Source organism: Moheibacter stercoris, from assembly GCF_040545805.1.
Lineage (GTDB): Bacteria > Bacteroidota > Bacteroidia > Flavobacteriales > Weeksellaceae > Moheibacter > Moheibacter stercoris.
Window position 1 is genome coordinate 161,613 of record NZ_JBEPMO010000001.1, and the last position, 26,210, is coordinate 187,822.

Here is a 26,210-nt window from a genome sequence, read left to right on the forward strand (position 1 = left end):
ACTTTTGACCTATGATTTGGGAGAAAATAACCGGACACGAGAAAATAAAAGAGAAACTCAAAGAATCTATTGCAAATGAACGCGTTAGTCATGCGCAGTTATTTTCTGGTAATAATGGATGGGGAGCACTAAGTTTAGCGATTGCGTACGCGGGTGAAATTTTAGCATCTGAAAAAGGTGAATCCATCAAACAAAAGGTTTCCACTTTGCAGCATCCCGACATTCATTTTACGTTTCCGGTGACTTCAACCGAAAAAATCAAAACTCCTACCAGCAATCAATTTTTCAAAGAATGGAGAGAATTTATTCTCGAAAACCCATACGGAAGTTTGTACGATTGGCTGGAATTCAATGAGGTGGAGAAAAAGCAAGGCGCCATCAATGTGCACGAAGCCCAAGAAATTGTGAAGTTTCTTTCCTTGAATAGTTACGAAGGAAGTTACAAATTCAACATCATTTGGTTGCCCGAAATGATGAACGATGCGACCGCCAACAAATTATTGAAAGTGTTGGAGGAACCGCCTAAAAAAACGATTTTTTTATTGGTGACGGAACGTGAAGATCTTTTGTTGCCAACGATTATTTCACGATGTCAATTGGTGAAATTGAATCGTTTAAGCGATGAAGAAATTGCCCAATTTTTAATAGAATCCAAAGGATTACCTGAATTGGATGCGAAACGAATTGCCTTGGCTTCCAATGGAAATTTAGACATTGCCTTGAAAAACATCGATTCGGCCAATGAAGAATTTGAATCTTATTTTGTTCAATGGGTACGAAATGCTTTCATGGCAGCAAAAAATCCGTCTGTATTGAAAAATTTGGTGAGTTGGTCCAATGAATTGAGCGGATGGCCAAGAGAAAAACAGAAACAATTTTTGAATTATTGTTCTGAAATATTTCGTCAAGCTTTATTGAGAACCTATCAAGCCGAAAATTTAGTTTTCATGAAATTAGGCGCTGAAGGATTTAATTGGGAAAAATTCACACCCTTTATTCATGGAGCAAACATTGAAGATCTTTTACAGGAAATCAATGAAAGTTCGTATCATATTGAACGAAATGCCAATGCGAAAATCGTTTTGCTCGATCTATCGATCAAATTAACCCGACATATTCATAAAAAATCGGCATAAAAAAAGACCCAACTTATGGGCCTTTTTTCTATTTCCAGATTGAATTATTGTGGTTTGAAATTCAATTTCATTTTCAACTTTTGACCTTCTGCTATGATGTCCATGTTCATGGTTCCATCTTTGGTCAAACCGCTGTTTCGATCAAGTGTATAAGATCCCGTAAATTTTCCAAGATTAGCACCAGAAGAGTCCGTTAAGTCTCCATCTGTATCAATGACCACATCATTGGCTGTAATTTTATTGACCGTCATTTTCATGTTCATGTTTCCAGTTCCTTGCATAGGACGAGTGGCCTCCCAAGAATCACCTTCTCCAACAGGACCTTCTGGTAATGGAATTGAGAATGAACCAAAGTCACCGGCTTGTCTTACATCGATATTTCCAGGCATCACAAAATCTGAAATCATCCCACGATCATTCATTTTCATCGACATTGGCTTGTCCAAAAATGTCTTGAATTGTTCATGCATCATAGAACCCATTGGATCACTTCCTGGGTTTTCTGAATCGTATTTCATTTCCATACCACCAGCACTCATGTCCATTTTGATGGATTTATAGTTCATGTTGTAGGTATAGACATCTTCTACTTTCTCTGAAATGTTCACATCAACCTTAGCCACCATATCCATGGACATTTTTTGATCACCTTCCGATGAAACATTCATGGTCATAAGCGTATTTTGGCTATCGCCCACTTTGGGTTTCAAGCGAATGAGCACTTTATCCCCAATGCCATCTGAGCTTACTGTTTCAATGGATTGTTCATCACTTGGAGAGCCTTCGGGAGCGTTTTTACAGCTTTGTGTGCTAAGTAAACTTACTCCGAGTAAGACAAAAAATAGTTTTTTCATTGTTGTTTAGTTTAAGTGTACAATATACAACGAAACAAAAAACCTCGAACAAAAATTCGAGGTTTCTTATAATTTCTTTTGAATTTAATTAGTCGTTGAACGCAAATCCGTTGGGTAATTTCCCTACTTCATAACTGTTCAATAAGGCTCCAGAAGTTGAAAATACATGAACTTTTCCGTTGGACGAATAATCCATTGCATCTCCAACATAAATTTTTCCATCATTTACATCAAACCCATAAGCACCATAAATTCCATTTGTTCCCATAGTAATAATCGGTGAACTTGGTAAAGTCGTCGATGTAAGATTTGTTCTAAAAATTTTATCATCAATGGTGTAAAACAATTGGTCGTTTTCTTCTACCAAATTTGCAGGATGCTCTGCTGGTGCAAAGTTCAATACAGTTTCTACTTGATGATTGGTTGAATTAATCACATACAATCCTCCCAAAGTTTCATCTTGCGTCCACGCAGGTTTTCCGCCACACAACACATAGATTTTTCCATTTTCTTCTTCGATGGAATTTGGAATATCTCCAACTGGAATCGTCGTTTGAACCGAATTCGTAGCCGAATTGATTACCGTAATGGTATTTCCAGTTCCCCAGCCGCCAGCATGAGCCACATAAATTTTCCCATTGGTTTCTTCCAATTTTTCGGGTCCTTCTGCCACTGGAATTGTGGATTCAACCGAATAATTAGACAAATTGATCACAGCAATAAAATCATCATTGGCATCGGCTGGATTTCCCCAATTGGACACAAATCCTTTTCCGTTTTCAATCACCATATATCGAGGACTTGCCAAACCTGTTGAAACCGTACCCAACTTTTGAAACGTATCGGCATCTACCACCTCAATCGTCCCAGAACCACTCAAAATGATATAGGCTTTGTCATCATCCAAGTAAATGCTTTGCGCTGTATCGCCCAAAAGCCCACCATTTACTGCCTCAAAAATATCGTTTTGCAATTGACCATTTTCATGCAAAAAGCTCACACTCGCATTGGAGCTTCCCATGTTTCCTTCATTCAAAATAAAAACCCCGTTTTCAAAATCGCCTAAAATTGGGTTATTTGAAGAAGAATCATCGTCGCTACTACATGAAGTAAAAAAAACAGATGAAACTGTGATTCCTGCTAGTAAAATTTGATTAAGTCTATTCATTTTTAAAAATTTATATCGATTGTTATGTTATAATTTCTTCCTGGCATTGTTCTGTTTTCTACATTTTGATACACCTCATCCAAAAGGTTTAAGATTTGAAAACCAATTCGATATTGTTTAGTTTTTCCAATACCATAGTTTATTCCCATATTCGACAAAGAATATCCGTCCAACTCATCTCTATTTCCTGAATCTGTATACACAGAACCATTGTACATAAATTGATAAAAAGCCGAAATTCCCTTCCAAGAATACCCAACTGAACTTGTGAATTTGTGATAAGGCACATAGATCAATTGTTTGTCGGTAGCTTTGTTTTTGGATTCTGTATAGGCGTAAGATGCGTTAAACTCTAGACGATGATGATGAAATTTTTGATCGTACTTAAGGTTTGATTCCAATCCCCAAATACTTACTTCTCCTAAATTTTCTGGAACTGACAAAGAGCCACTTGGAACCCATTGAATGTAATTTTCGATCGAATTTTGATACGCAATCAATCCAAAGCTTAAGTTTTTCAATCGAAATTGATTGGCTAATTCATATTGAACCGAAGTTTCAGGATTCAAATTTTCATTTCCTGAACCTGGCCAAAACAGATCATTGAACGTAGGCATTCGGAAATTTTTGGAGGTATTCAATCGCAATTCGTACCATTGAGTCGGATTGTATTTCAATCCCAAAGCATACAAAAATGGCGAAGTATACACATCTGATAATTCTTGTCTGAGACTTGCTTCGTACAGAATTTTGGATGAAATGCGATGTTTCATTTGAAAAGATGCTGAACCAATTTGACGTTTCGCAAAGTCAATTTTAGAAGTTTGAACTTCTGTATGTTGTGCCTCCAAATTCAAATTGAACCAGAGATTTTTCCAATGATAGCCCAAATCGTATTTCAGCATATAGGTTTTTCCATCACCTTTTTCTGAATAGCTGGATAGCGAATGAGGAAAATATTCAAATTTTTCTCCGAGATAAATTCCTTTCAAATTCGACTGAAATTTTCCCAATTTCGAATCCCATTCTAGCATAGATTTGGTCGAATAATCTTCGTATTTAGAAGGTTGTGCATTGGCCGAAATAAGAGAAAAATTCCGATCTGAATCCGAAATATTTCCATACCATTTTAATATGTTTTTGGAATTTAACTTGTAGGCTGTCGCGACGCTTAAATACTGATGGTAAAATTGTCCATTTCGGTTGTTTCGGTTTTGCTCTGCAATTTTAAAATCGTTGTCCGAACCATTTCGTCCAAATTGAAAATTCAAACTAATCTTTTCATCGGAATATTTCGACTGAAAATTCAATCCATATCGATTAAAACTTCCATAATTGGCCAAAATTTGATTCTCAAAACCTTTTCGAAAGTTTAATTCGTTGTTGAGATGAATGCTTCCACCGATTGCGCTACTTCCATAAGCTACCGAACCACCTCCAGATTTAATAACAAGTTGATCTGCCGAATGTATATTCAAAACATTGAAATCTGCTTGTCCCAAAAAGGAAGAATTCACATTGACTCCATTCCAAATAACTGCTGTATGCGATGCCGACGTTCCACGAAAAGAAGGAGAAGAAACCATTCCTGCACCATTTTCTTTGAAGTAAATGGACGAATTGAACTGCAACAAATCTGTCATGCTGGACGTATGTTGATTCAAAATCGAATCTGACAAAATCGTTTTGGTTTGGGTTTCCACAAATTGCACCAAATTTCGATCTGAAATTACGGCTTCGTCTAACTGAACTGTTTCCTCTTGTGCCTGCAGAAAATGACATCCTACCAAAAAACACATCACTAAAATTTTCTTTTTCATGGTGTTTGTTGCTTTTCCGCCGAAAGCAATAAATTTTATGTTTGTCCATTTGGCAGGTCTCCTGGCTCGTTCTTTCCCTTCCCATACGCCGCGGCGCACAGTGGTTTGTAGTAATTTTTGAACTTACAGTTGCGGGGACAGCTCCGGATTTTAACCGGATTCCCTTTTCATCCCGACTGAATCGGAACACCAAAATGGACGACAAAGTTAAGGATTTATTCCAATCAATTGTAGAAACTTCGGTTTTCCACCTTGCGAAAATGATGTTTTTCGCTACATTTGTTTCACGTATAAATTTTCGAAATTATGGACGAAAGAACAATAGGATTAATGAGTTATATTGGCCCAATAGGCTTAGTTGTGGCAATTTTGATGGACAAAATCAAATCTGATTTCACCAGATTTCACATTCGCCAAAATATTGGTATAAGTTTAACAGCTATTGTGATTTATACGCTAAGTATGTTCATTGGAAACATTAGCGGACTTTTAGGATTTATGATTTTATTAACGGGAATTCTGCCTTTGTTAATGTGGATCATCGGAATTATGGGAGCCGTAAACGGTGAGAAAAAATTGTCTCCTATTTTGGGAGAAAAGTTTCAAGAGTGGTTCAAAACAGTTTAATTATATTTCAATACCAACAAAAATTCAACAATATGGAAGTACATTCAGAAATCCCTCAACAACCCAATACAAATCAAAAATCAGACAAAAAATTGGTGGCTGGAATCCTTGCTATATTATTAGGTGGCTTTGGCGTTCACAAGTTCTTTTTGGGTTATACCAAAACAGGAATTATTCAATTGATTTTAGGTCTGATGTGCGGAATTGGCGCCATAATTGGCATCATTGAAGGAGTTTTATATTTGACTAAATCTGATGAAGAATTTGAGGAAACTTACGTTCGAAATCAAAAAGAATGGTTTTAATAATCACATAAAAAAACACCTTAATTGAGGTGTTTTTTATTTCTATAAAGTTTGATTTTCTTTATTTCAATAAGAACTTCTTGGAATGCGATTTCCCTTGATTGTCCTTGAAAACAGCAATGTAATAGCCAGAAGGAATTCCTTGTAAAGAAATTCTTCCCGAAGCGTTTAGTTGATTTTTACTCAATACATTTCGAGCAGAACTATCGTAAATTGCCATTGAATTCAACGATTTATTAGATGAATTGAATTGGTAAATCAAATCCCTGTTTTGAACAACGATTTGAATATCTGTTTTGTTCAATTCTTGCGTTGACATGGTTGAAACTTTGGCAATTTCGATGACAAATTCCAATGCCAATTTTACAAATTTCACCGAGTGTGAAGCATCATTGTTCATGGCTGCAAACGTATCTTCTTCGGAATGCACAAACGGATTATGTTCACCAAAAGAAGATTCAAATGGAAAAGAAGCCAAATAGCCATTTTCGGTCCAGCTCACATGGTCGGAACAGCCGTATCCACAAGCTGTGGTTCCATAGGTAATTCTATGCTCGCCTGTACTATTGTAATGTTCCATCAATTCCACCCAAAATAAATTCAATTCAGAAGAAGTAAACTGTGCATCATTAATCAATCCTACATCTACAGACGATCCATTGTAATTCGTCATATCGAATTGAGCCATCGCCACAACATTTTTGTTTTGATTGTTATATTGCGTCGCAATTTCATTGGATCCTACCAAGCCAATTTCTTCTGCTGCATAAGCCATAATTTGAACCGTACGTTTCGGATGAAAATTTTTGGCAAGTAAAATGCGCAAAGTTTCTGTCATCGTTGCAATCCCAGACGCATTGTCATCGGCTCCAGGAGCATTGGTTTGAAGCGACCAATCCCCACTATCCAAATGGCCTCCAATCACCACAATTTCATTGGGCACTTCCGTTCCTGGAATGGTTAAAATTACAGAACGTTGTTGGGTTAATTGATGTTGAAACAATTCTACGGTTATATCTTCCCGATTGGCAGCTTGGGCCATTTCTTGCCATTTTTCTTTTAAATCCAATGCTGCTTGCCTACCAGAAGATGTTGTATGAAAACGAGAGCCATAATTTTCTAGCTCCAAAATGGTATTGCCTAAATTTTCTTGACTTACCATGCCCAAAACTTCATTGACAAACATATCTTCGGTAATGGTGAAATCCAAAATATTGAATTTCTTGGGCGCATTTTTCGTTAACGCCTGAACTGCATCCTGCGCATCAGTCCTATAAATATAACCTGGTCCGTGTAAATTGCCTGATTTTAAAGAAGGAGCCAATTGGTGTTGAATTTGAACGGCAGAAACATTCCCTTCGGTTGCTAAAATTACAATTCCAGACGGATGACTAGATTGAAGGGACAAAGCACTTTCGTGGGTCATTGTGGCATACACCCAATCGCTCGATTGAGCGAATAGTTGAGCCGATAATGCCAATAGCATTATCGATTGGATAAATTTTCTCATTTTGCTGTGTGTTAATAATTTAATGAGAAACGAATGTACGTAATATTTTTATTGATTTCTAGAAATTTCTGCTCGTAAAAGGTTTGGATTGAGGTGATTTCCTCTGGTAATTCTTTGTTGTCCGGATGGTACACATTGTGACTTGAAATCAAAACATCATGCCCTTCCATTTGGATAATTCCATGTGTATAACCATGCAAGAATTCACTGTCTGTTTTCAAGTGAACAATTCCATCCTTATTTAATACATGATGGTATTTACGCAACAAATCTGGATGTGTCAAACGATGTTTGGTTCTTCTGAATTTGATTTGAGGATCTGGAAAAGTAATCCAGATTTCGCTCACTTCGTTTTCAGCAAAAGCATAATCTATCAATTCAATTTGAGTTCGAACAAACGCAACATTGTTCATCCCGCTTTCAATCGCTGTTTTTGCTCCTCTCCAGAAACGTGCTCCCTTGATATCAATTCCAATAAAATTTTTGTCCGGATATTTTTCGGCTAATGAAACACTGTATTCACCTTTCCCACATCCCAACTCCAAAACAATCGGATTGTTATTTTTAAAAAACTCTTGATGCCATTTCCCTTTCATTTCAAACCCCTCAATCATTTCAGCTCGAGTGGGTTGAAAAACGTTTCCAAATGTTTTGTTTTCTGAAAAACGTTTCAATTTATTCTTCCCCATAATTCTTTGTAAATCAAGTGGCGAAAGTAAGGTAGAATTTTTTTTTATGCAATTTTGAAAATTTTATTTGTAGAAATAAAAAACAACCCTATATTTGCAGTCCAATTCAGGGAGCATAGCTCAGTTGGTTCAGAGCATCTGCCTTACAAGCAGAGGGTCGGGGGTTCGAATCCCTCTGCTCCCACAAACAAAAAACGCCTCGCATTTTATGCGGGGCATTTTTATTTTATAAAAACGGAAAACTTGTTTTTAAGTTTGAAAGAAAATAAAAAGGACAGAGTACGAAGTACTAGGGCGTTTTGGTTTGAATACCTAAAACCATTAGGGCTCAATACAGTTAATCCCTCTGCTCCCACAAACAAAAAAGCCTTACACAATGTGTGAGGCTTTTTTTATTTTATTAATTTTTCGCATTCAATCCATTTGAATAATAAGTTTTAGAATTATTAAAGATTTTTTTCTGTTTTTCAAAAACTCTAGTATATTTGCAGCCCAATTCAGGGAGCATAGCTCAGTTGGTTCAGAGCATCTGCCTTACAAGCAGAGGGTCGGGGGTTCGAATCCCTCTGCTCCCACAAACAAAAACGCCTCGCATTTTATGCGGGGCATTTTTATTTTATAATAACTAAAAACTTGTTTTTGAGTTTGAAAGAAAATAAAAAGGACAGAGTACGAAGTACTAGGGCGTTTTGGTTTGGATTCATAAAAACTCTAGGGCTCAATACAATTAATCCCTCTGCTCCCACAAAACGCAAAAAACCTTACAGGAATCTGTGAGGTTTTTTTGTTTTCCGAAGAACCAAAACTTGTTTTGGGCAAAGGAAAATAAAAGAAAACATCATAAGACGAAGTCTTGAGGGTTTTGGGGTTTTGAATACCTCCAAAAAGGGCTCAATACAGTTAATCCCTCTGCTCCCACAAACAAAAACGCCTCGCATTGTATGCGGGGCATTTTTATTTTGACCAATTGAATTCTGAATTTCGTATCCGAATTGGAAAAACGAAGAGTTCTGAAATTTATAAATCAAAAAAACTTCTTACTTTTGTTCACCTTAGATTTTCATCATGGCAGTTAAAACGTTTAGAGAAGTCATTGCTGAGGCAATGAGCGAAGAAATGAGAAAAGATCCTTCTATTTATTTAATGGGAGAAGAAGTAGCCGAATACAACGGAGCTTACAAAGCTTCTAAAGGTATGTTGGACGAATTTGGACCAGAGCGTGTCATTGACACACCAATTGCAGAAGGTGGTTTCACCGGTATCGCAATCGGATCTGCCATGAATGGTTGTCGACCTATTGTCGAATACATGACCTTCAACTTCTCATTGGTAGCGATAGATCAAATCATCAACAACGCTGCAAAAATGTACCAAATGTCAGGAGGACAATGGAACATCCCAATCGTTTTCCGTGGACCAACAGGTTCTGCTGGACAATTAGGAGCAACGCACTCTCAATCTTTTGACAATTGGTATGCCAATACGCCAGGTTTGAAAGTAATCGTTCCGTCTAATCCATATGACGCAAAAGGTTTATTGAAATCAGCAATTCGTGACAATGACCCTGTAATTTTCATGGAATCTGAACAGATGTATGGAGACAAAATGGAAATTCCAGATGATGAATATTTAATTTCGATTGGAGTAGCGGACATCAAAAAAGATGGTTCAGATTTAACCATTGTTTCCTATGGGAAATTGATGAAAAATGCATTGGCAGCAGCTGAACAATTAGAAAAAGAAGGAATTAGCGCTGAAGTGATTGACTTACGAACAATCCGTCCGTTGGATTATGATACAATTATTAATTCTGTAAAGAAAACCAATCGTTTGGTGATTTTGGAAGAATCTTGGCCATTTGGTTCAATTTCAACCGAAATTTCTTATATGGTTCAGCAAAAAGCATTTGATTATTTAGATGCACCTATCAAACGAATCACAGCTCCAGATATTTCTGCACCTTATTCACCAGATTTATTCAAAGAATGGTTCCCAAGTGTGGAAGATGTTTTAGAAGCAGCAAAATCAGTTACCTACAAAAACTAAACTGTTAAAATAAATGAAACCTTCCAAATCGGAAGGTTTTTTTTATGGATATTTGCCAATTATATATGAGACACTTAAACCTTTTTTTCGTATTCTTTCTTCTTGCCTTTCAGACTACTATGATGGCGCAGGTAAAGGTATCTGGAAAAGTAACCGATGCAAAAACCAAAAAGCCTGTTGCTTTTGCCGATGTAAGTTTCCCTATTTCGGGAAATTACACCTCTACCAATAGCGACGGAAGTTTTTATTTGGAATCCGCCGAAAACGATACGATCCTAGAAATCAATGCCAATAATTTTGAATTCCAAGAAATTCAATTGAAAGATAAAGTCAATTTCAATCTTTCTATTTCCTTGGTTCAATTGGTGACCGAAGACAAAACTGTCGAACTGGATGGTGCAACCATCACTTCTAGAACGACTAAATTTCGCAATAAAAAAGAAAATCCGGCTTATCCCATCATGCGGGAAATTTGGGCACGTAAAAAATTCAACGGACTAAAAAGTGTTCCTCAATACGAATATGAGGAATATGAAAAGCTTCAATTTGACTTGAACAACATCGATAGTGCAATGACCCAAAATAGACTTTTCAAGGATATGGAGTTTATTTTTGAAAGTATCGATACATCTGAAATCACAGGAAAAGCCTTTTTACCTGCCTTTCTAAACGAATCTGTTTACAAAGTCTATGGAAAAAATAATCCAAGTCGAAGAGAACGAAAAGATCTCATTGCCAATAAAAGTTCAGGATTTGATGACAACGAAATTGTGGGTCAAACCTTGAAAAACTTGTACAAAGAATTCAATATTTATGAAAACAGATTGAATTTCTTCAACAAAAATTTCGTGAGTCCAATAGCAAGAGATGGATTTTCGGTTTATGAATACGAACTTACCGATACTTTATCCATCGAAGGAAAAGATTATTATCGCATTAAATACTATCCGAAACGCGACGGCGAATACACTTTCAAAGGAGATTTTTATGTTTCGATGAAAGAATATGCGATCAAAGAAATCGCCATGCAAAGCACGAAAAATATCGATGTCAATTTCGTTCGTGATATTTTCGTAGCGCAAAATTTTGAAATTGTCAATGATTCGGTTTTTTATCCGATACGCGAATATATTTTATTGGACATGGCATTGTTGACCAAAAAAGACAAAGCAAAAGGAATGTTTGCTCATCGAACCGTTTCGTTTAAAAATTTCATTTTTGACAATCCTCATCCAGATGCATTTTACAACCCAAGAAATTATGATCCGTATACATCTGGGGCATTTGAAAAAGATGATGCCTATTGGGCTGAGACTCGCCACGAGCGACTTTCCAAAAACGAAGGAGGCATTTATGAAATGCTCGATAGCTTGCAACAAGTCCCAAGATTCAACCGAATTGTCAAAGCTGTTGAGATATTTGGTTCTGGATATTGGAATGTTTGGAATGCGATTGATATCGGAGATTTATATTCCACTATTGGGAACAATGACATTGAAGGATTACGACTTCGCGCGGGCGCAAGGACCTATTTTTCCCAAAATGATATGTGGAGACTAGCAGGATACATGGCGTATGGATTCAAGGATCATCAATTTAAATATGGTGCAGAAGCTCGATTTATGTTTGATAAATTCAATCGATTTCAAATTGGAGGTGGAACCAAACGAGATGTAGAGCAATTGGGAGTTCAACTAACCACATCAGATGGCATCATGACCCGTAGTTTTGCTTCTTCATCAATCATCGGAATGGGCGACAACAACAAATTGAGTCATATCAACAAAACCAATTTGTATACGTCTATTGATCCCTGGAAAAATGTAACGATTCGTTTGGATGGAAATTACCAAACCACACGAGCTGCAGATCCAGAGGTTTTCAATATTTCCTATATCAACGAAAAAGGCCTGGAAGAAGCGCATCTAATTGACACCAATTTAAGTCTATCCATCATCGCTCGACCAGGAGCGAAATTCTCTCGCTATGGAATCGATCGATATGAGCATAGCACTTTGGCGCCAACCATTATGTTGCGCTATACGAGAGGATTCAGCGGATTGTTCAATTCTCAATTTGATTACAACAAAATCCAATTTTTATTTGCCAAACCTTTCTTAGTAGGATCTTTTGGCCGAAGCGATGTGGTTTTGGAAGCTGGAAAAACCTTTGAAGGAATGCCTCTTTCCTTGTTGAGCGTAATTCCTGGAAACGAAAGCTATGGACAAGTTCCAGGAACTTTTTCACAAGTAGATTATTATGAATTTGTGACAGATTCTTATGCAACCTTTATTTTGGATCACCATTTCAACGGCTGGATTTTCAATAAGATTCCTTTGCTCAAGAAATTAAAACTTCGTGAAGTCGGATTTGTTCGTGCCGCATGGGGAGAAATTTCACAAGAAAGTTTGGACATCAATCGTTCCGAAATCAATTATTTAGCACCTTCCGATCAGATTTATTTCGAATATGGATTTGGAGTTGAAAACATTGGATTTGGAAATTTCAGACCGTTTCGAATCAATTTCAATTGGAGAGGAAATTATTTGGACAATCCAGATGCTCGAAAATTTGGGGTAACAATCGGAATGAGCACAAGTTTCTAATTTTGAAACTTTAGAAAACGAATTATAAACCTTTAAAAACTAAACATGAGCGAATATTCTTTAAAGTCATTTGTTGCAAGTAGACGACAAAATGATGCAGAACATGATTATTTCGAATTGGAAACTCCTCAAATGTTGGAAATCAATTTGAACAACCAATTTGTCTGGACCAAAAATGGTTCCATGGTAGGCTATGTAGGAAATATCAAATTTGAACGCGAAAGTATGCTTTCGGGTGGTTTGGGAAATCTTTTGAAAAAAACCTTAACGGGTGAAGGCGCAAAGCTAATGAAAGCGGAAGGGACTGGAAGAGTTTATGTTGCCGACAACGGAAAGAAAGTTCAGATTTTGCATTTGGAAAATGAATCCATTTCGGTCAATGGAAATGATATTTTGGCACACGACCAAACGATTCAAAGCAAAATCACCATGCTCAAAAGTGTTGCAGGAATGATGTCGGGAGGATTGTTTCAAGTGAAATTATCAGGAACAGGACACGTAGCCATCACAACGCATGGCGATCCTTTGGTTTTAATGGTCAAACCCGATCAACCTGTTTTTACAGACCCCAACGCAACCGTTGCTTGGTCAGGTAATTTAAGTCCAGAATTGAAAACCTCTGTCTCATTCAAAAGTTTGTTGGGAAGAGGAAGTGGAGAAGAATTCCAAATGAAATTTTCGGGCGAAGGATGGGTTTTAATTCAGCCGTATGAAGAAGTTTATTTCCAAAATCAGAGTTAATTGTTAAAATTATACCGAATTGAAAACGCCTTGTAAGTCCACTGATTTATGAGGCGTTTTCTTGTTAAACTGTTACTGCACACATATTTTAGAATTTTTTCATTCTGTATTCGGATTATAGTATATTTGTTAGTTGTTAAAATTTTTATAAAATTTAAAACACATTAAAATCAATTGACCTTTTGCTAAAAGTTTGAGGGCATTTTAGTAAATAATTACTTTTTAAAAACAAAATTAAAAGAGAACACATGAAAGAACTTTCTTTATGGATACCAGTAATCCTCGCCATTGTGGGATTATTGATGATGATATCCAAATTCATCTGGGTAAAAAAACAAGATGCAGGAAATGAAAAGATGCAAGGAATTGCCAAAAACATTCAAGAAGGCGCATTAGCTTTCCTTTCTGCAGAATATCGTTTGTTATTAATTTTCGTTATTGTAGCTTCCATTGCATTATTTGGAATTTCAAGAATAGTTGAAACCACAAGTTGGATGATTGTTCCTGCATTCATCATTGGAGCAATTTTCTCGGCTTTGGCAGGAAACATCGGGATGCGTGTTGCAACCGCAGCCAATGTTAGAACAACCCAAGCTGCACGAACTAGTTTACCAAAAGCCTTAAATGTTTCCTTTTCTGGAGGAACTGTTATGGGATTAGGTGTGGCTGGTTTGGCCGTTTTAGGACTTTCATTATTTTTTATATTCTTCACCAGCTATTTTGTGACCGGTGGAAAACCATTTTACGATGAAATGACGGTTGCTTTAGAAGCTCTTGCCGGATTCTCATTGGGAGCAGAATCGATAGCATTATTTGCTCGTGTTGGTGGAGGAATCTATACCAAAGCTGCCGACGTTGGAGCGGATTTAGTTGGAAAAGTTGAAGCTGGAATTCCAGAAGATGACCCAAGAAACCCTGCAACAATTGCCGATAACGTTGGGGACAACGTTGGAGACGTAGCCGGAATGGGTGCCGACTTATTTGGTTCTTATGTAGCTACCGTATTGGCTTCGATGGTATTAGGAAATTACATCATCAAAGATTATGTAACCGCAAATGGGATAGCTTTTGAAGACGAATTTGGCGGAATGGGACCGATTATGTTGCCAATTATGTTTGCCGGAATCGGAATCATTGCATCGATTATCGGAACATTTTTGGTTCGAATCAATTCCAATGATGCAAAAGAAGCAAAAGTTCAAGCTGCTTTAAATTTAGGGAACTGGAGTTCAATCATCATTACGGCGATTGCTGGATTTTTCTTGATCAATTGGATGTTGCCAGAAACCTTGTACATGGATTTCTTTGGAGAAGGAATAAAAGAAATTTCCAGAATGAATGTTTTCTATGCAACATTAATTGGTTTGGCAGTTGGAGGATTGATTTCAGCTTTTACAGAATACTACACAGGTTTGGGTAAAAAACCTGTCTTAAATATTGTTCAAAACTCCTCTACAGGTGCCGCAACCAACATCATTGCTGGATTAGCAACAGGGATGATTTCAACATTTTCTTCCGTTTTATTATTTGCTGCTGCCATTTGGGGTTCGTATGAGTTAGCCGGATTTTATGGTGTGGCAATTGCTGCATCTGCCATGATGGCAACTACGGCGATGCAATTAGCCATTGATGCATTCGGTCCAATTGCTGACAATGCTGGTGGTGTTGCAGAAATGAGTGAATTGCCGAAAGAAGTTCGTGAAAGAACCGATATTTTGGACTCCGTTGGAAATACAACCGCAGCGGTTGGAAAAGGATTTGCGATTGCTTCTGCTGCTTTGACTGCTTTGGCGTTATTTGCTGCCTACGTAACCTTTACGGGAATTGATGGAATCAATATTTTCAAAGCCAAAACCTTAGCTGCATTATTTATTGGAGGAATGATTCCAGTTGTATTTTCTGCTTTGGCAATGCAATCTGTTGGAAAAGCAGCCATGGCAATGGTACAAGAAGTTCGTCGTCAGTTCCGTGAAATTCCAGGAATCATGGAAGGTACTGGAACTCCTGAATATGGGAAATGTGTCGAAATTTCAACAAAAGCAGCTTTAAGAGAAATGATGTTGCCTGGAGCTTTAACTATTGTAACACCGATTTTAATTGGTTTCATCATGGGAGCTGAAGCTTTAGGTGCATATATGGCTGGAGTAGCCGTTTCGGGTGTTCTTTGGGCTATTTTCCAAAACAATGCAGGTGGAGCTTGGGACAATGCTAAAAAATCATTTGAAGCAGGTGTAGAAATCAACGGCGAAATGACCTACAAAGGTTCTGACGCTCACAAAGCTGCCGTAACAGGTGATACCGTTGGGGATCCATTCAAAGATACCTCTGGACCTTCTATGAATATTTTGATCAAATTGACCTGTTTGGTTGGATTGGTTATCGCTCCGATTTTAGGTGGTCATACAAGTTCTGAAGAAGTAACGGAAGAAGTAACCGTTTCTGGTGAATACCAAGAATCAATTGATGATCAAGGTAATTTTCAATATAATTTAGGGGAAACAATCCAATTGAAATTGCCTTCTGGAAATACAATGGAAGCAGGAGAAAGATCGATTGAGAACAAATTATTTACTCGTTTATCTTCTGACGCTCCAGCTATGGGAATTCGCGAAAAAACAGGAAATGATTGGTTAACCATGGACAGAGTTCATTTTCAATCCAATTCCTCAGAATTATTGCCAATATCAACTCGTCAATTAAGAAACATTGCGACCATCATGAACGAATATCCCAATGCCAAAATCAAAATTGGTGGATATACCGATAATACGGGTGCTGATGAAGTCAACGACGAAGTTTCGACTGATAGAGCCAATATCGTAAAAGCTGAATTAGTCAAATTGGGCGTAGACGAATCCAGAATGCAAGCAGAAGGTTATGGTGCACAACATTTCGTTTGTGCCAAAAATGATACCGATATTTGCAAAGCCAAAAACCGAAGAGTGGACGTAAAAATTGTTTCGAAATAATTGAAACAAATTCAATAAAAGAAAAAGCAGTCCTTCAAACGACTGCTTTTTTTATAGGTAACAAATGAAATCAAAGAACGACTAACCCATCATGATCAACCCATTTAAATTATACATCGATTCCTTTAAAGGTCTATCACCCGAAAGTTGGATGCTTGCTGTGGTCATGCTTATCAATCGTTCTGGGTCGATGGTTTTGCCTTTCATGGGAATTTACATGACCGATCACTTGGGGTTTGGCTTAAAAGAAACTGGGATTGTTTTAAGCTGCTATGGATTTGGAGCGGTATTCGGATCTTGGTTTGGAGGAATGATCACCGACAAAATTGGAGAATTCAAAGTTCAATACTTAAGTTTGTTTTTAAGTGTTCCTTTGTTCTGTCTAATTCCATTTTTCAAAACGGAATTGAGTTTGGCCATCATCATCTTTATACAAAGTTCCATTAGCGATTGTTTTCGACCAGCCAATTCAGTTGCGGTAACCAAATATGCCAAAAAAGGAAATCTTACGCGCGCCTTTTCACTGAATCGATTGGCGATGAATTTAGGATTTTCAATTGGGCCTGCATTAGGAGGTGTTTTGTCCACCATTTCCTATGATTTTTTGTTTTATTCCAATGCTGTGGGCGCTCTTTTAGCGGCCATAACCTATGTTTGGTTTTTCAGAAATCGTAAATATCGAAATGAAGAAGAAGTCTTGGAAACCAAAGAAAATGCAGATATTTCACCTTATCGTGATGGGAAATTTATCTTGTTTTCATTTGCCTGTTTTCTCTTTTCCGTTTCCTTTTTCCAATTACTCAATACACTGACGCTGTTTTACAAACAAGAAGCTAATTTAAGCCAACAAGGAGTCGGATATATTTTGGCTTATAGCGGATTTATTATTGTGCTGATGGAAATGATGCTCGTACAAATTGCCGATAAAAAATTCCGATTACAAACGACCTTATTCTTAGGAACTTTACTTTGTGGAATTTCCTTTTTCATGTTAGGTTTTGGAACGGCAGTTTGGTTTTTGGTGCTCTCCATGACCATTTTATGCATAGGAGAAATATGGACATTGCCTTTTATGTCAACTGCAACCGCTTTACGTTCTGGGGTCAACAACAAAGGAGCTTATATGGGATTATTAGGAATCGGATTTTCCTTATCCTTCATCATAACGCCATTTTTAGGAACTTTAATTGCCCAAAATTATGGTTTTACCATATTGTGGATTGGAACTGGAATCCTGATGGCGATTACCGCTGTCATGTTTTATTTCATCACGCCATGGATGTTGGGCGATAAAATCAATCAATCCGCTTAAGTAACGAATATTCTGAAGTCATTGTTTTCAATTCCTTTAGGTTATAATACCTATGAATTTTTGTAAATCCAATTCGAAATAAAGGATAAGCAATTTTTACGTAAATTTGCAAACTCAATTTTGAATGATATGACGAAAGATGGAAAATTAGAATTAATGGCACCTGCTGGGAACTTCGAATCCCTTCAAGCTGCATTGGATAACGGAGCAGATTCTGTTTACTTTGGAGTGGAGCAGTTAAACATGCGTGCACGTGCTTCCATCAATTTTACGATGGATGATTTACCAGAAATTTCTAGTCGTTGTAAAGAATTAGGTGTTCGTACCTATTTGACACTTAATACCATCATTTACGACCATGATTTGTCTGTCATCAAAACTTTGATTGACAAAGCAAAAGCTGCCGACATCACAGCGGTTATTGCGATGGATCAAGCCGTAATTGCCTATGCGCGTCAAGTCGGAATGGAAGTGCATATTTCTACCCAAATCAATGTTACCAATATTGAAACGGTACGTTTTTATGCCATGTTTGCCGATACGATTGTGTTGAGTCGCGAATTGAGTTTGAGTCAGGTGAAAAAAATCACCGAACTCATCAAAAAAGAAAACATTTGCGGTCCTTCTGGAAATTTAGTTGAAATCGAAATTTTCGGACATGGAGCTTTGTGTATGGCCGTTTCAGGGAAATGCTATTTGAGTTTGCATTCTGCGAATTCATCTGCCAACCGTGGAGCTTGCAAACAAAATTGCCGTAAAAAATATACCGTTATCGATCAAGAAACTGGTTTCGAAATTGAGTTGGACAATGAATACATGATGTCACCAAAAGACTTGTGTACGATTGACTTCTTGGACGAAATTGTCGATGCCGGAATCAAAGTTTTGAAAATTGAAGGTCGTGGACGTGCTCCAGAATATGTTGCGACTGTGATTCGTTGCTACCGCGAAGCAATTGATGCAATTGCTGACGGAACTTTCTCCAAAGAAAAAACTGATTATTGGATGACTTTGCTTCAAACGGTATACAACAGAGGATTCTGGAGCGGATATTATTTGGGTCAGAAGTTAGGCGAATGGTCTCCTTCCAATGGTTCCATGGCTACTCAAAAGAAAGTTTACATCGGAAAAGGAAAACATTTCTTCCCGAAAACCAATATTGGTGAATTCTTAATTGAAGCGTACGATTTGAAAATAGGAGACACCATCTTGATTACAGGTCCAACCACAGGTGCAAAAGAAGCGGTTGTAAATTCTATGATGGTGGAAGATGTCGTTGCCGACACAGCAAAAAAAGGCGATAATATCACGATTCCAATTGATTTCAGAATTCGTCCTTCAGACAAATTGTACAAATTGGTTAAAACGGAATACGCAGAAGCCTAAACTATGGTCATTATTACCTTGCAACGCGACAAATGCATTGGATGTAATTATTGTGCAGAATTGGCTCCAGAAAAGTTTCGTATGTCCAAAAAAGATGGGAAATCAGTTTTGCTAAAAGCCACTGAAAAGAAAGGGTTTCATACCTTAAAAGATCCCGATCATGGCATTTTTGAAGATTGCGAACGTGCCGCAAAGGCTTGTCCTGTGAACATTATTTCCGTAAAGGAAATTTAATTTGTCTACTATTTATAATTGATTTTCGTAAATCATTAAGTTCAAATTCTATTGGTATGAATAAATCGGAACTTAGGAAATTCTACTTGTCTAAACGAAATGAATTTAGCTTAGAGGAAATTGAACAAATGAGTCATTCCATTTTGGAAAATCTCAAAAAAATGCCAATTTGGGATAACCAAAACTTCCATATTTTCAAGAGCATACTCAATAAAAATGAGGTTCAGACATCTGAAATTTTGGATTATTTATTCGAAGAGAACAAAACTATCCTCGTTCCAAAAGTGATGGAAAATCAGCTTATTTCTTGTCAACTAAATGAATGCACAGAATGGACAAAAGGAAAATTCAATGTTCCAGAACCCTTGCATTGTCATGAATTTCCAGATAATAAAATTGATGTCGTATTTGTTCCCATGCTCATATGTGACAAACAAGGCAATCGAATTGGCTATGGCGGCGGATTCTATGATCGTTTTTTGGCAAATTGTTCCGCTTCAACCTTGAAAATTGGATTGAACTTTTTTTCTCCAATTTCAGAAACTATTGACAAAGAATCCTTTGATATTCCGCTTGATTATTGCGTTACGCCAACTGAAATCGTATCCTTTTCTTCTACTTCTTGAATTAAATTCTGAAAATAAAACGTGAATTCATGCTTAAACTTTTTGGGCTCTCTTTTTAAAATGAATTCTGCATTTTTATTCAAGATATCAATCAACTTTTTGTCTTGTGAATAATACTTCAATTGATAGTTAACGCGACGAACTGAATCTGCAACCAAAGAATCAGATTCAGGAAAATCCAATTGCCCTAATTCTACGAAATGAACTTTCAAGGAATCCATTTCAGCTAAAATTTGCGCTAAATTCAAAGAATCATTCGGCAAGAAATAACTTTTGATTTGCGGATATAGAATTTCACGCATCAAACTATCTCCTACATTGGAACTATACAAAGAAGACAATTCATATAATTCGGTCAATTTTTGTTTTGTAATAAATCCTATCGACGTCAGAGAGTCCATTTTTGAGGCTGGAGTACTGTGATTTCTGTATGTTTTGATTACTTCAGGATCATGTTTACCTTTAAAAGTCGGCTCGTCTTTGCAAGACCAAACGACAAAAATTAATCCTAAAGCAAATATGATAAGTGACTTAATTTTCATCTGAATGGATTTTAAATTTAATTTTTACAATTTTCCCGCGATTCCTTTCTGCTTCTATCAATGTAAAGTTTTTCAAGGAAGTCGTGGGTAAAGAAACGAGATTAATATACTGCTTTTTGCTCAAAACTTCAACACCAAAGTACTCATTATCATAGACTTGATAAATTAAAGCATCATCAGAAATCATTTCGTCCAGCATTTTTATTCTCTCTTTCACACTTTGAGAAGATTTGGAATAATGGCGCAACATTACTTTATAATCATCGGGCTCCAAGCGAATGTTTTCTTTCCCTTGGTATTGATGAAGATTGATTTTGAAGGTATCTTTTTTGTAATAAGTAGAATTTACCGTCAACAATAAAGTATCCTCAAAAGAAGAAAACTCAACACAACCGTTTTGCGTCAATAGTTCCAAAGGCGTAGATCCCTTTCGCGCTACGGTGATCTCAATAGGTTCTTTGATAAATGAATTACGGTCTGCGTCTATGAAACAGAATTCATAGGTCTTGGTGTAGAAAAATCCAAAATACACTCCAGCAGCAATCGCAACCAAAGCAAGAATGGAGACTATACTAATGAGCGTATAGTTCCTTTTACTTTTGGGAACGAATTCAATTTGCTTGCTTTCTGTTTTATCTGTTTTCACTTCCTCCCTTGAGGTTTCAGCCGGAAGCACTTCCTTCTTTTCAATCGAATTTTCTGATTTTAAGTCTTCTTGAAAAGGTTCTTCAGTCGCTTTAGAAACTACTTCTATCTCGGTTTCTTCAGGTGTATCATATTTGCTTAAGAATTCAGACCAACTGGAATAACCCGCATATTGAGCCAAAAGGTTCAACATGTCGATTCTTGGAAGTTTCTTAAAGTCCGATTTGAAATAAGTATAAAACCATTTTTCACTTACGGTAGATTTGGTTTTATTGAAAACATCTTCCTGAAATGTGACAATATCTTGTCCTTTCCACTCAGAAATGTTCTTAGAGGAGGCAGAATTTGACTCAAAAAAGCGCTTCGTGATGTCTTTTTTGAGATTTTCAAACAATTCTATATCGGAAATTTTATTCAATTTTCTATAGTTATTTATCTGATTTAAAGCGTTTTGTAAATTGTAAATTATTTTACAAACTGATTACAACACATTTTCAAATCATGAGACACAAAGCTAATGTACTTTTGGAACAAATAAAAACCATTAAAAAATTATTAGTTATGAAAAATGTATTTGTAAAAGGATTCGCTTTATTAGCAGTTGTTGCTTTATCTTTCGCTAACGTATCATGTGAGCAAAAACCAGCTGCTGAAGAAGCTGTAGAAGCTGCTGCTGACGCTACAACTGAAGCTGCTGAAGCTACTGTAGAAGCTGCTGAAGCTACTGCTGATGCTGCTGGAGAAGCTGTTGTTGACGGAGCTAACACTGCTGTTGAAGCTGCTGCTGACGCTACAGTTGATGCTGCTCAAGCTACTGAAGCTGCTGCAAACGAAGTTAAAGAAGAAGTTGCTAAATAATTTAAAGCATCCTTTATATAACTTAAGCCCTGAGAATCTCAGGGCTTTTTTTATGTCCCAATTTCACGATAGATTTTAGTATTTTTGGCTCTTATGAAAATGCTAACAAAGTATTTAACCTATTTGTGGAAGATCTGGTTTTACCTACTCACTTCCCTATTGGTCATTATCATCGGTGTTTTTTGGACTTTCCCACTCGCACTTTCCAATAAAACTTTTCCTTTGGCTTATAAAGGAATTCGCCTTTGGTCAATTTTAAGTTTTTATGGTGCTGGATTTCGATTAAAATTTCATCCAGATCAAAAATTAGATACAAATCATCCGTATATATTTATTTCCAATCATACCTCGTTAATAGATGTTTTGGTGATGGCCATCATCCATCCTCATCATCCGATAGTTTTTGTTGGAAAAGCTGAATTGGAAAAAATTCCATTATTTGGAACTATTTATCGAAAAATCTGTATATCGGTAGATCGAAATGATTCCAGAAGCAAATCCAGAGTATTTCGTTTGGCGAAACAAAAAATAGCATTGGGAAATAGCATTGTTATTTTTCCAGAAGGAGGAATTCCTGATGACCAAAACATTGTATTGGATCATTTTAAAGATGGAGCCATTTCCATCGCTATCGCTTCCAAAGTTCCGATTGTCGTCTACTCAATAAAAGGCTTGAAAGAAATGTTCCCTTGGTCTTTTGATGGCGGTTATCCAGGAAGAGTTGAAGTAAAATTACTGAACATAATTCCTACGGAAGATTTATCTTTGCGCGATAAAGATTCTTTGAAAGAGTCCATTTATCAAAACATTTACCAAGATCTCATTCACTCTTAATTTCAACTTATGGCAATTATAGCATATACCGACGGTTCTTCATTGGGAAATCCGGGTCCTGGAGGCTATGCCACAATTTTGTTGGAAACGGAATTAAAAATCAAAAAAGAATTCTCTCAAGGTTATCGACTTACCACCAATAATCGAATGGAATTATTGGCCGTTATAGTGGCATTGGAGAAATTAAAAAACCCAAAAACAACCATTACCATTTACACAGATTCCAAATATGTGTGTGATTCGGTCGAAAAAAAATGGGTTATGGGTTGGGAGAAAAAGGGTTTTAAAGGCAAGAAAAATGAAGATTTATGGCGTCGATTCTTGATTTTGTATCGCAAACACCATGTTTCTTTTCAATGGGTAAAAGGTCATGCTGGAAATGAATTTAACGAACGTGCAGATGAATTAGCCGTTGCCGCAGCCAATTCCAAGGATTTACTAATTGATTCCTTTTTTGAAAAACAACAAGAACAAGAAGAAGGAATGTTTTAGTTTTCTGCTTTAAATTTCACAAAAAAGGATTTTGCGTCTTCCGAAATAAAATTCTCTGGACAAGATTTCATTTCAACCAAAGCTGTTTCGTCTTGAAAATTCAATTCGGAAGGATTCGTATAGCTAAAAACAGAATCTTCACTCATAGACATATCGCCATCTCCCAAAGACAACACCGTTTTATCCTTTAGAAAATGTTTTTCCATTTTTGAAACCACACCTTCTGCAAGAAATTCATAGGTTAATTTCAAAGTATCCCCAATCTGTTCTCCATCCACTTCTCCAAAAGCTCCATCTTTTTCATAAAAACCATAGACCATCCATCCTTGAATCTTCTTATCAATTTCACGAATTTGTAAGCGGATTGTATCTTTATTCTTAGCGTAAATATAGCAGTGATAAGGCCTATCAATGTGTTCTACAGCTCCTTCATTGCTCATCACAACAGGGCCTTGAATTTCTTTGTCATCTTTAATCGTGCAGGAAAAAATAACGAAAATTAGACTTAAGGTTAGGAAAATTTTCATGTCAATTGGTTTCTACCAAATATACCAAAAACAATGTTTCGGTTTTGAAAATAATTTCAGAAATTATGGTTAGTTGAATTTAACAAAACAAGCTTTTTTGCTTTCTCAAAATGCCGTAGGTTTGAATCTTAAACAAATCATTCATGAAAAATATAATTCTGTCCATTATTATCATAACGAGCATAGTTTCTTGTACACAAAAAGAGAAGGAATTTACACGAATTGCTGGAAAGTTGGAAAACATCCAAACCGATAGTATTTATCTTATCAAGGACAATTATAGAAAAGCGATTGCTGTAACCAACAATGCGTTTTCAGATACTTTAAATTTAGAAGATGCATCTTATTTAACGTTGAAAATGGGAAATGAAAGTACACAAATTTTCCTTCATCCGTCCGATAGTTTGCATGTAACAGTTAATGGAGAACAATTCGACGAAAGTGTAAAATATGCTGGAAATTCGGCAGCTGAAAACAATTATTTGGCAGCTGATTATTTAGCAGAAGAACAAGCAATGCAAGATCCTAAAGCATTCTTTAGTATGGATCCCGTTGCATTCAAGCAAAAACTAAAGGAATTGCGTGATGCTTCCAATCAATTATTAGATCAATCTCAATCGTCCGCTATTTTCAAGGAATATCAGAAGAAAAACAACGAAGCTAGATATTTGAGCGCATTGATTCAATATCCAGAAGCTTATCAATATTTTGCAGGTCAACCGGTTAATCTACCATCAGATTTCACAGAAGAATTTGAAACTTACGATTTTGAAAATGAAAAAGACTTTATCAACATCCCTAACTACAAAGATTTAGTGTTGATGCGATTATCTGAATTGATTGAAGGCGTTCCTCATTCAGAAGGTAAAGAGACTCTAATTGGTAAAATTCAATCTCAAAAAATCAAAGATGCCTTTTTAAAAGGAATGATCTACCAAATCAGTAGCACCAATCCCGATTCAAAAGCGATTCAAGATCTAATTGTGAAACATAGCCAAGATCAAGATTTGGTGAAAAAAGCACAAGATAAATACAACACCATCCAAGCCATTTTGCCAGGCAAACCCTCTCCGACATTTGATTATACCGATATTAACGGAAAACAAGTTAAATTGGAAGATTTAAAAGGGAAATTGGTATATGTAGATGTTTGGGCAACTTGGTGCGGGCCATGCATTAGAGAAATCCCTTCTTTGAAACAATTGGAAGCCGATTACCATGGAAAACCTGTGCAAGTTGTGAGTATTTCCATTGATGTTAAGAGAGATTTTGAAAAATGGCAAAATATGGTGAAGGAAAAAGACTTGAAGGGGATTCAATTATTTGCCGATAATGATTGGAAATCCGAATTCGTTCAATCTTATGCCATAGATGGAATTCCACGTTTTATTTTAATCGATCAAAATGGAAATATACTCGATTCTGACGCTCCAAGACCTTCTGATCCAGAAATTAGAACCTTGATCGATGCAAATCTCTAAGAGATAAATCAAACATACATACAAATCCTGTTGAGTTTAAGCAGGATTTTTTTTTGGATTTAGGAAATAAAAAATCCCGCAAATTGCGGGATTTACAAACGTTTTATGTGAGTTAAATTTATTTTACTTTTTCAACAATTGCTTTGAAAGCCTCTGGATGATTCATAGCTAAATCTGCAAGAACTTTACGGTTCAATTCGATTCCAGCTTTTTTGGCAGCACCCATAAATTGTGAATAAGACATTCCATGAAGTCTAGCTCCCGCGTTGATTCTTTGAATCCATAAAGCACGGAAGTTTCTCTTTTTCTGACGACGGTCACGGTATGCGTATACTAAACCTTTTTCAACTGCATTTTTCGCTACAGTCCATACATTTTTTCTGCGTCCGAAGTAACCTTTGGCTAACTTCATCAACTTTTTTCTGCGCGCTCTAGACGCTACTGAATTTACTGATCTTGGCATAATTTTTAATTTTTTTGCGGCGGGCGGATATTTCTATCACTTGATAAGCTCCGACACAGGGTTAATAATTTGAATTAATAAACCTGAGAATTATTTCATTCTCAACATGAATTTTACGTTTGGCTCATCTGCTTTATCAACTAAAGTTGAATGAGTCAAGTTACGTTTTTGTTTTGTTTCCTTTTTTGTAAGGATGTGGCTTTTGTAAGCGTGTTTTCTTTTAATCTTACCTGTTCCAGTAAGTTTAAAACGCTTCTTAGCACTTGAATTCGTTTTTAATTTTGGCATAACTGTATGGTTTTATAAAACGTTTGTCTTTTTTGCGAAATTCGAGTTTCG

General features: G+C 36.6%; 25 protein-coding genes, 2 tRNA genes and 1 riboswitch. Of the genes, 17 read left to right on the top strand and 10 right to left on the bottom strand.

Annotated features, from left to right (window positions below):
* Positions 1–11: 11 nt before the first annotated feature.
* On the top strand, positions 12–1,136 hold the full coding sequence (locus ABID46_RS00730; RefSeq protein ID WP_354505720.1) for a DNA polymerase III subunit: 1,125 nt from the start codon (positions 12–14) through the stop codon (positions 1,134–1,136).
* A gap of 44 nt (positions 1,137–1,180) precedes the next feature.
* Here ABID46_RS00730 and ABID46_RS00735 read toward each other — a convergent pair whose 3' ends face one another.
* From ABID46_RS00735 to ABID46_RS00745, 3 genes are all read right to left on the bottom strand, one after another.
* Positions 1,181–1,990 carry a DUF6263 family protein gene (locus tag ABID46_RS00735; RefSeq protein ID WP_354505723.1) on the bottom strand — a complete coding sequence of 270 codons (810 nt, stop codon included), beginning with the start codon at positions 1,988–1,990 and terminating at the stop codon, positions 1,181–1,183.
* An 88-nt stretch (positions 1,991–2,078) separates the two neighbouring features.
* Positions 2,079–3,158 carry a YncE family protein gene (locus tag ABID46_RS00740; protein ID WP_354505726.1) on the bottom strand — a complete coding sequence of 360 codons (1,080 nt, stop codon included), beginning with the start codon at positions 3,156–3,158 and terminating at the stop codon, positions 2,079–2,081.
* 2 nt (positions 3,159–3,160) lie between these two features.
* The gene (locus tag ABID46_RS00745; RefSeq protein WP_354505729.1) at positions 3,161–4,978 is read right to left on the bottom strand and encodes a TonB-dependent receptor plug domain-containing protein; all 1,818 of its coding nucleotides are present in this window, start codon (positions 4,976–4,978) and stop codon (positions 3,161–3,163) included.
* Positions 4,979–5,012: 34 nt separating this feature from the next.
* Positions 5,013–5,188: riboswitch (cobalamin riboswitch) on the bottom strand.
* A gap of 96 nt (positions 5,189–5,284) precedes the next feature.
* Here ABID46_RS00745 and ABID46_RS00750 point away from each other — a divergent pair.
* Positions 5,285–5,605 carry a DUF4870 domain-containing protein gene (locus ABID46_RS00750; protein ID WP_354505732.1) on the top strand — a complete coding sequence of 107 codons (321 nt, stop codon included), beginning with the start codon at positions 5,285–5,287 and terminating at the stop codon, positions 5,603–5,605.
* 32 nt (positions 5,606–5,637) lie between these two features.
* The gene (locus tag ABID46_RS00755) at positions 5,638–5,910 is read left to right on the top strand and encodes a TM2 domain-containing protein (protein ID WP_354505734.1); all 273 of its coding nucleotides are present in this window, start codon (positions 5,638–5,640) and stop codon (positions 5,908–5,910) included.
* 61 nt (positions 5,911–5,971) lie between these two features.
* On the opposite strand, the gene ABID46_RS00760 is transcribed toward ABID46_RS00755, so the two are convergent.
* Together ABID46_RS00760 and trmB are read right to left on the bottom strand one after the other, a co-directional pair.
* A complete protein-coding gene (locus ABID46_RS00760) occupies positions 5,972–7,420 on the bottom strand; it encodes a M20/M25/M40 family metallo-hydrolase (RefSeq protein WP_354505736.1) in 1,449 nt (482 codons plus the stop codon).
* Between the two features lie 11 nt (positions 7,421–7,431).
* Complete coding sequence (trmB, locus tag ABID46_RS00765) at positions 7,432–8,109, bottom strand: tRNA (guanosine(46)-N7)-methyltransferase TrmB (RefSeq protein WP_354505739.1); 678 nt, start codon at positions 8,107–8,109, stop codon at positions 7,432–7,434.
* A gap of 109 nt (positions 8,110–8,218) precedes the next feature.
* Here trmB and ABID46_RS00770 point away from each other — a divergent pair.
* From ABID46_RS00770 to ABID46_RS00815, 10 genes are all read left to right on the top strand, one after another.
* Positions 8,219–8,293: transfer RNA gene (locus ABID46_RS00770), tRNA-Val, on the top strand.
* Positions 8,294–8,609: 316 nt separating this feature from the next.
* Positions 8,610–8,684 (top strand) — tRNA-Val (locus ABID46_RS00775).
* A 490-nt stretch (positions 8,685–9,174) separates the two neighbouring features.
* Complete coding sequence (locus ABID46_RS00780; protein WP_354505742.1) at positions 9,175–10,155, top strand: pyruvate dehydrogenase complex E1 component subunit beta; 981 nt, start codon at positions 9,175–9,177, stop codon at positions 10,153–10,155.
* 119 nt (positions 10,156–10,274) lie between these two features.
* Entirely contained in the window at positions 10,275–12,761 is a 2,487-nt protein-coding gene (locus tag ABID46_RS00785) for a DUF5686 family protein (protein WP_354505745.1), read from the top strand.
* Between the two features lie 45 nt (positions 12,762–12,806).
* Positions 12,807–13,502 (top strand): AIM24 family protein, encoded by a 696-nt coding sequence (locus ABID46_RS00790; protein WP_354505747.1) that lies wholly within the window; start codon positions 12,807–12,809, stop codon positions 13,500–13,502.
* Positions 13,503–13,750: 248 nt separating this feature from the next.
* Complete coding sequence (locus ABID46_RS00795; RefSeq protein WP_354505750.1) at positions 13,751–16,471, top strand: sodium-translocating pyrophosphatase; 2,721 nt, start codon at positions 13,751–13,753, stop codon at positions 16,469–16,471.
* Between the two features lie 91 nt (positions 16,472–16,562).
* Complete coding sequence (locus ABID46_RS00800) at positions 16,563–17,783, top strand: MFS transporter (RefSeq protein WP_354505753.1); 1,221 nt, start codon at positions 16,563–16,565, stop codon at positions 17,781–17,783.
* Positions 17,784–17,912: 129 nt separating this feature from the next.
* Positions 17,913–19,169, top strand: a complete 1,257-nt coding sequence (locus ABID46_RS00805) for a peptidase U32 family protein (RefSeq protein WP_354505756.1) — start codon at positions 17,913–17,915, stop codon at positions 19,167–19,169.
* A 3-nt stretch (positions 19,170–19,172) separates the two neighbouring features.
* Positions 19,173–19,403: a ferredoxin gene (locus tag ABID46_RS00810; protein ID WP_354505759.1), complete on the top strand. Its 231-nt coding sequence runs from the start codon at positions 19,173–19,175 to the stop codon at positions 19,401–19,403.
* A gap of 56 nt (positions 19,404–19,459) precedes the next feature.
* Positions 19,460–20,029: a 5-formyltetrahydrofolate cyclo-ligase gene (locus tag ABID46_RS00815; protein WP_354505762.1), complete on the top strand. Its 570-nt coding sequence runs from the start codon at positions 19,460–19,462 to the stop codon at positions 20,027–20,029.
* Here the strand turns inward: ABID46_RS00815 and ABID46_RS00820 are convergent.
* Together ABID46_RS00820 and ABID46_RS00825 are read right to left on the bottom strand one after the other, a co-directional pair.
* Positions 19,981–20,571, bottom strand: coding sequence for a hypothetical protein (locus tag ABID46_RS00820; protein WP_354505765.1), 591 nt, complete (start codon positions 20,569–20,571; stop codon positions 19,981–19,983). The genes ABID46_RS00815 and ABID46_RS00820 overlap by 49 nt on opposite strands.
* Positions 20,561–21,634 carry a hypothetical protein gene (locus tag ABID46_RS00825; protein WP_354505768.1) on the bottom strand — a complete coding sequence of 358 codons (1,074 nt, stop codon included), beginning with the start codon at positions 21,632–21,634 and terminating at the stop codon, positions 20,561–20,563. The genes ABID46_RS00820 and ABID46_RS00825 overlap by 11 nt, the downstream gene beginning before the upstream one ends.
* Positions 21,635–21,717: 83 nt before the next feature.
* Between ABID46_RS00825 and ABID46_RS00830 the strand changes: the two genes are divergently transcribed.
* The 3 genes from ABID46_RS00830 (at position 21,718) to rnhA (ending at position 23,400) form a co-directional block, all read left to right on the top strand.
* A complete protein-coding gene (locus ABID46_RS00830) occupies positions 21,718–22,074 on the top strand; it encodes a hypothetical protein (protein WP_354505771.1) in 357 nt (118 codons plus the stop codon).
* A 99-nt stretch (positions 22,075–22,173) separates the two neighbouring features.
* Positions 22,174–22,908, top strand: a complete 735-nt coding sequence (locus ABID46_RS00835; protein ID WP_354505774.1) for a lysophospholipid acyltransferase family protein — start codon at positions 22,174–22,176, stop codon at positions 22,906–22,908.
* Between the two features lie 9 nt (positions 22,909–22,917).
* On the top strand, positions 22,918–23,400 hold the full coding sequence (rnhA, locus tag ABID46_RS00840; protein ID WP_354505777.1) for a ribonuclease HI: 483 nt from the start codon (positions 22,918–22,920) through the stop codon (positions 23,398–23,400).
* Here rnhA and ABID46_RS00845 read toward each other — a convergent pair.
* Positions 23,397–23,927, bottom strand: coding sequence for a hypothetical protein (locus ABID46_RS00845; protein WP_354505780.1), 531 nt, complete (start codon positions 23,925–23,927; stop codon positions 23,397–23,399). The genes rnhA and ABID46_RS00845 overlap by 4 nt on opposite strands.
* A 143-nt stretch (positions 23,928–24,070) precedes the next feature.
* Between ABID46_RS00845 and ABID46_RS00850 the strand changes: the two genes are divergently transcribed.
* Positions 24,071–25,408, top strand: a complete 1,338-nt coding sequence (locus ABID46_RS00850; protein WP_354505783.1) for a TlpA family protein disulfide reductase — start codon at positions 24,071–24,073, stop codon at positions 25,406–25,408.
* 118 nt (positions 25,409–25,526) lie between these two features.
* Here ABID46_RS00850 and rplT read toward each other — a convergent pair whose 3' ends face one another.
* Positions 25,527–25,871, bottom strand: coding sequence for a 50S ribosomal protein L20 (gene rplT / locus ABID46_RS00855; protein WP_182042543.1), 345 nt, complete (start codon positions 25,869–25,871; stop codon positions 25,527–25,529).
* A gap of 90 nt (positions 25,872–25,961) precedes the next feature.
* Complete coding sequence (rpmI, locus tag ABID46_RS00860; RefSeq protein ID WP_354505787.1) at positions 25,962–26,159, bottom strand: 50S ribosomal protein L35; 198 nt, start codon at positions 26,157–26,159, stop codon at positions 25,962–25,964.
* Positions 26,160–26,210 lie beyond the last annotated feature (51 nt).

Bases quoted from the DNA above. Each gene is read 5' to 3' on its own strand.
- ABID46_RS00730 (WP_354505720.1), top strand. From the start codon at position 12: ATGATTTGGGAGAAAATAACCGGACACGAGAAAATAAAAGAGAAACTC.
- ABID46_RS00735 (WP_354505723.1), bottom strand. From the start codon at position 1,990: ATGAAAAAACTATTTTTTGTCTTACTCGGAGTAAGTTTACTTAGCACA.
- ABID46_RS00740 (WP_354505726.1), bottom strand. From the start codon at position 3,158: ATGAATAGACTTAATCAAATTTTACTAGCAGGAATCACAGTTTCATCT.
- ABID46_RS00745 (WP_354505729.1), bottom strand. From the start codon at position 4,978: ATGAAAAAGAAAATTTTAGTGATGTGTTTTTTGGTAGGATGTCATTTT.
- ABID46_RS00750 (WP_354505732.1), top strand. From the start codon at position 5,285: ATGGACGAAAGAACAATAGGATTAATGAGTTATATTGGCCCAATAGGC.
- ABID46_RS00755 (WP_354505734.1), top strand. From the start codon at position 5,638: ATGGAAGTACATTCAGAAATCCCTCAACAACCCAATACAAATCAAAAA.
- ABID46_RS00760 (WP_354505736.1), bottom strand. From the start codon at position 7,420: ATGAGAAAATTTATCCAATCGATAATGCTATTGGCATTATCGGCTCAA.
- trmB (WP_354505739.1), bottom strand. From the start codon at position 8,109: ATGGGGAAGAATAAATTGAAACGTTTTTCAGAAAACAAAACATTTGGA.
- ABID46_RS00780 (WP_354505742.1), top strand. From the start codon at position 9,175: ATGGCAGTTAAAACGTTTAGAGAAGTCATTGCTGAGGCAATGAGCGAA.
- ABID46_RS00785 (WP_354505745.1), top strand. From the start codon at position 10,275: ATGATGGCGCAGGTAAAGGTATCTGGAAAAGTAACCGATGCAAAAACC.
- ABID46_RS00790 (WP_354505747.1), top strand. From the start codon at position 12,807: ATGAGCGAATATTCTTTAAAGTCATTTGTTGCAAGTAGACGACAAAAT.
- ABID46_RS00795 (WP_354505750.1), top strand. From the start codon at position 13,751: ATGAAAGAACTTTCTTTATGGATACCAGTAATCCTCGCCATTGTGGGA.
- ABID46_RS00800 (WP_354505753.1), top strand. From the start codon at position 16,563: ATGATCAACCCATTTAAATTATACATCGATTCCTTTAAAGGTCTATCA.
- ABID46_RS00805 (WP_354505756.1), top strand. From the start codon at position 17,913: ATGACGAAAGATGGAAAATTAGAATTAATGGCACCTGCTGGGAACTTC.
- ABID46_RS00810 (WP_354505759.1), top strand. From the start codon at position 19,173: ATGGTCATTATTACCTTGCAACGCGACAAATGCATTGGATGTAATTAT.
- ABID46_RS00815 (WP_354505762.1), top strand. From the start codon at position 19,460: ATGAATAAATCGGAACTTAGGAAATTCTACTTGTCTAAACGAAATGAA.
- ABID46_RS00820 (WP_354505765.1), bottom strand. From the start codon at position 20,571: ATGAAAATTAAGTCACTTATCATATTTGCTTTAGGATTAATTTTTGTC.
- ABID46_RS00830 (WP_354505771.1), top strand. From the start codon at position 21,718: ATGAGACACAAAGCTAATGTACTTTTGGAACAAATAAAAACCATTAAA.
- ABID46_RS00835 (WP_354505774.1), top strand. From the start codon at position 22,174: ATGCTAACAAAGTATTTAACCTATTTGTGGAAGATCTGGTTTTACCTA.
- rnhA (WP_354505777.1), top strand. From the start codon at position 22,918: ATGGCAATTATAGCATATACCGACGGTTCTTCATTGGGAAATCCGGGT.
- ABID46_RS00845 (WP_354505780.1), bottom strand. From the start codon at position 23,927: ATGAAAATTTTCCTAACCTTAAGTCTAATTTTCGTTATTTTTTCCTGC.
- ABID46_RS00850 (WP_354505783.1), top strand. From the start codon at position 24,071: ATGAAAAATATAATTCTGTCCATTATTATCATAACGAGCATAGTTTCT.
- rplT (WP_182042543.1), bottom strand. From the start codon at position 25,871: ATGCCAAGATCAGTAAATTCAGTAGCGTCTAGAGCGCGCAGAAAAAAG.
- rpmI (WP_354505787.1), bottom strand. From the start codon at position 26,159: ATGCCAAAATTAAAAACGAATTCAAGTGCTAAGAAGCGTTTTAAACTT.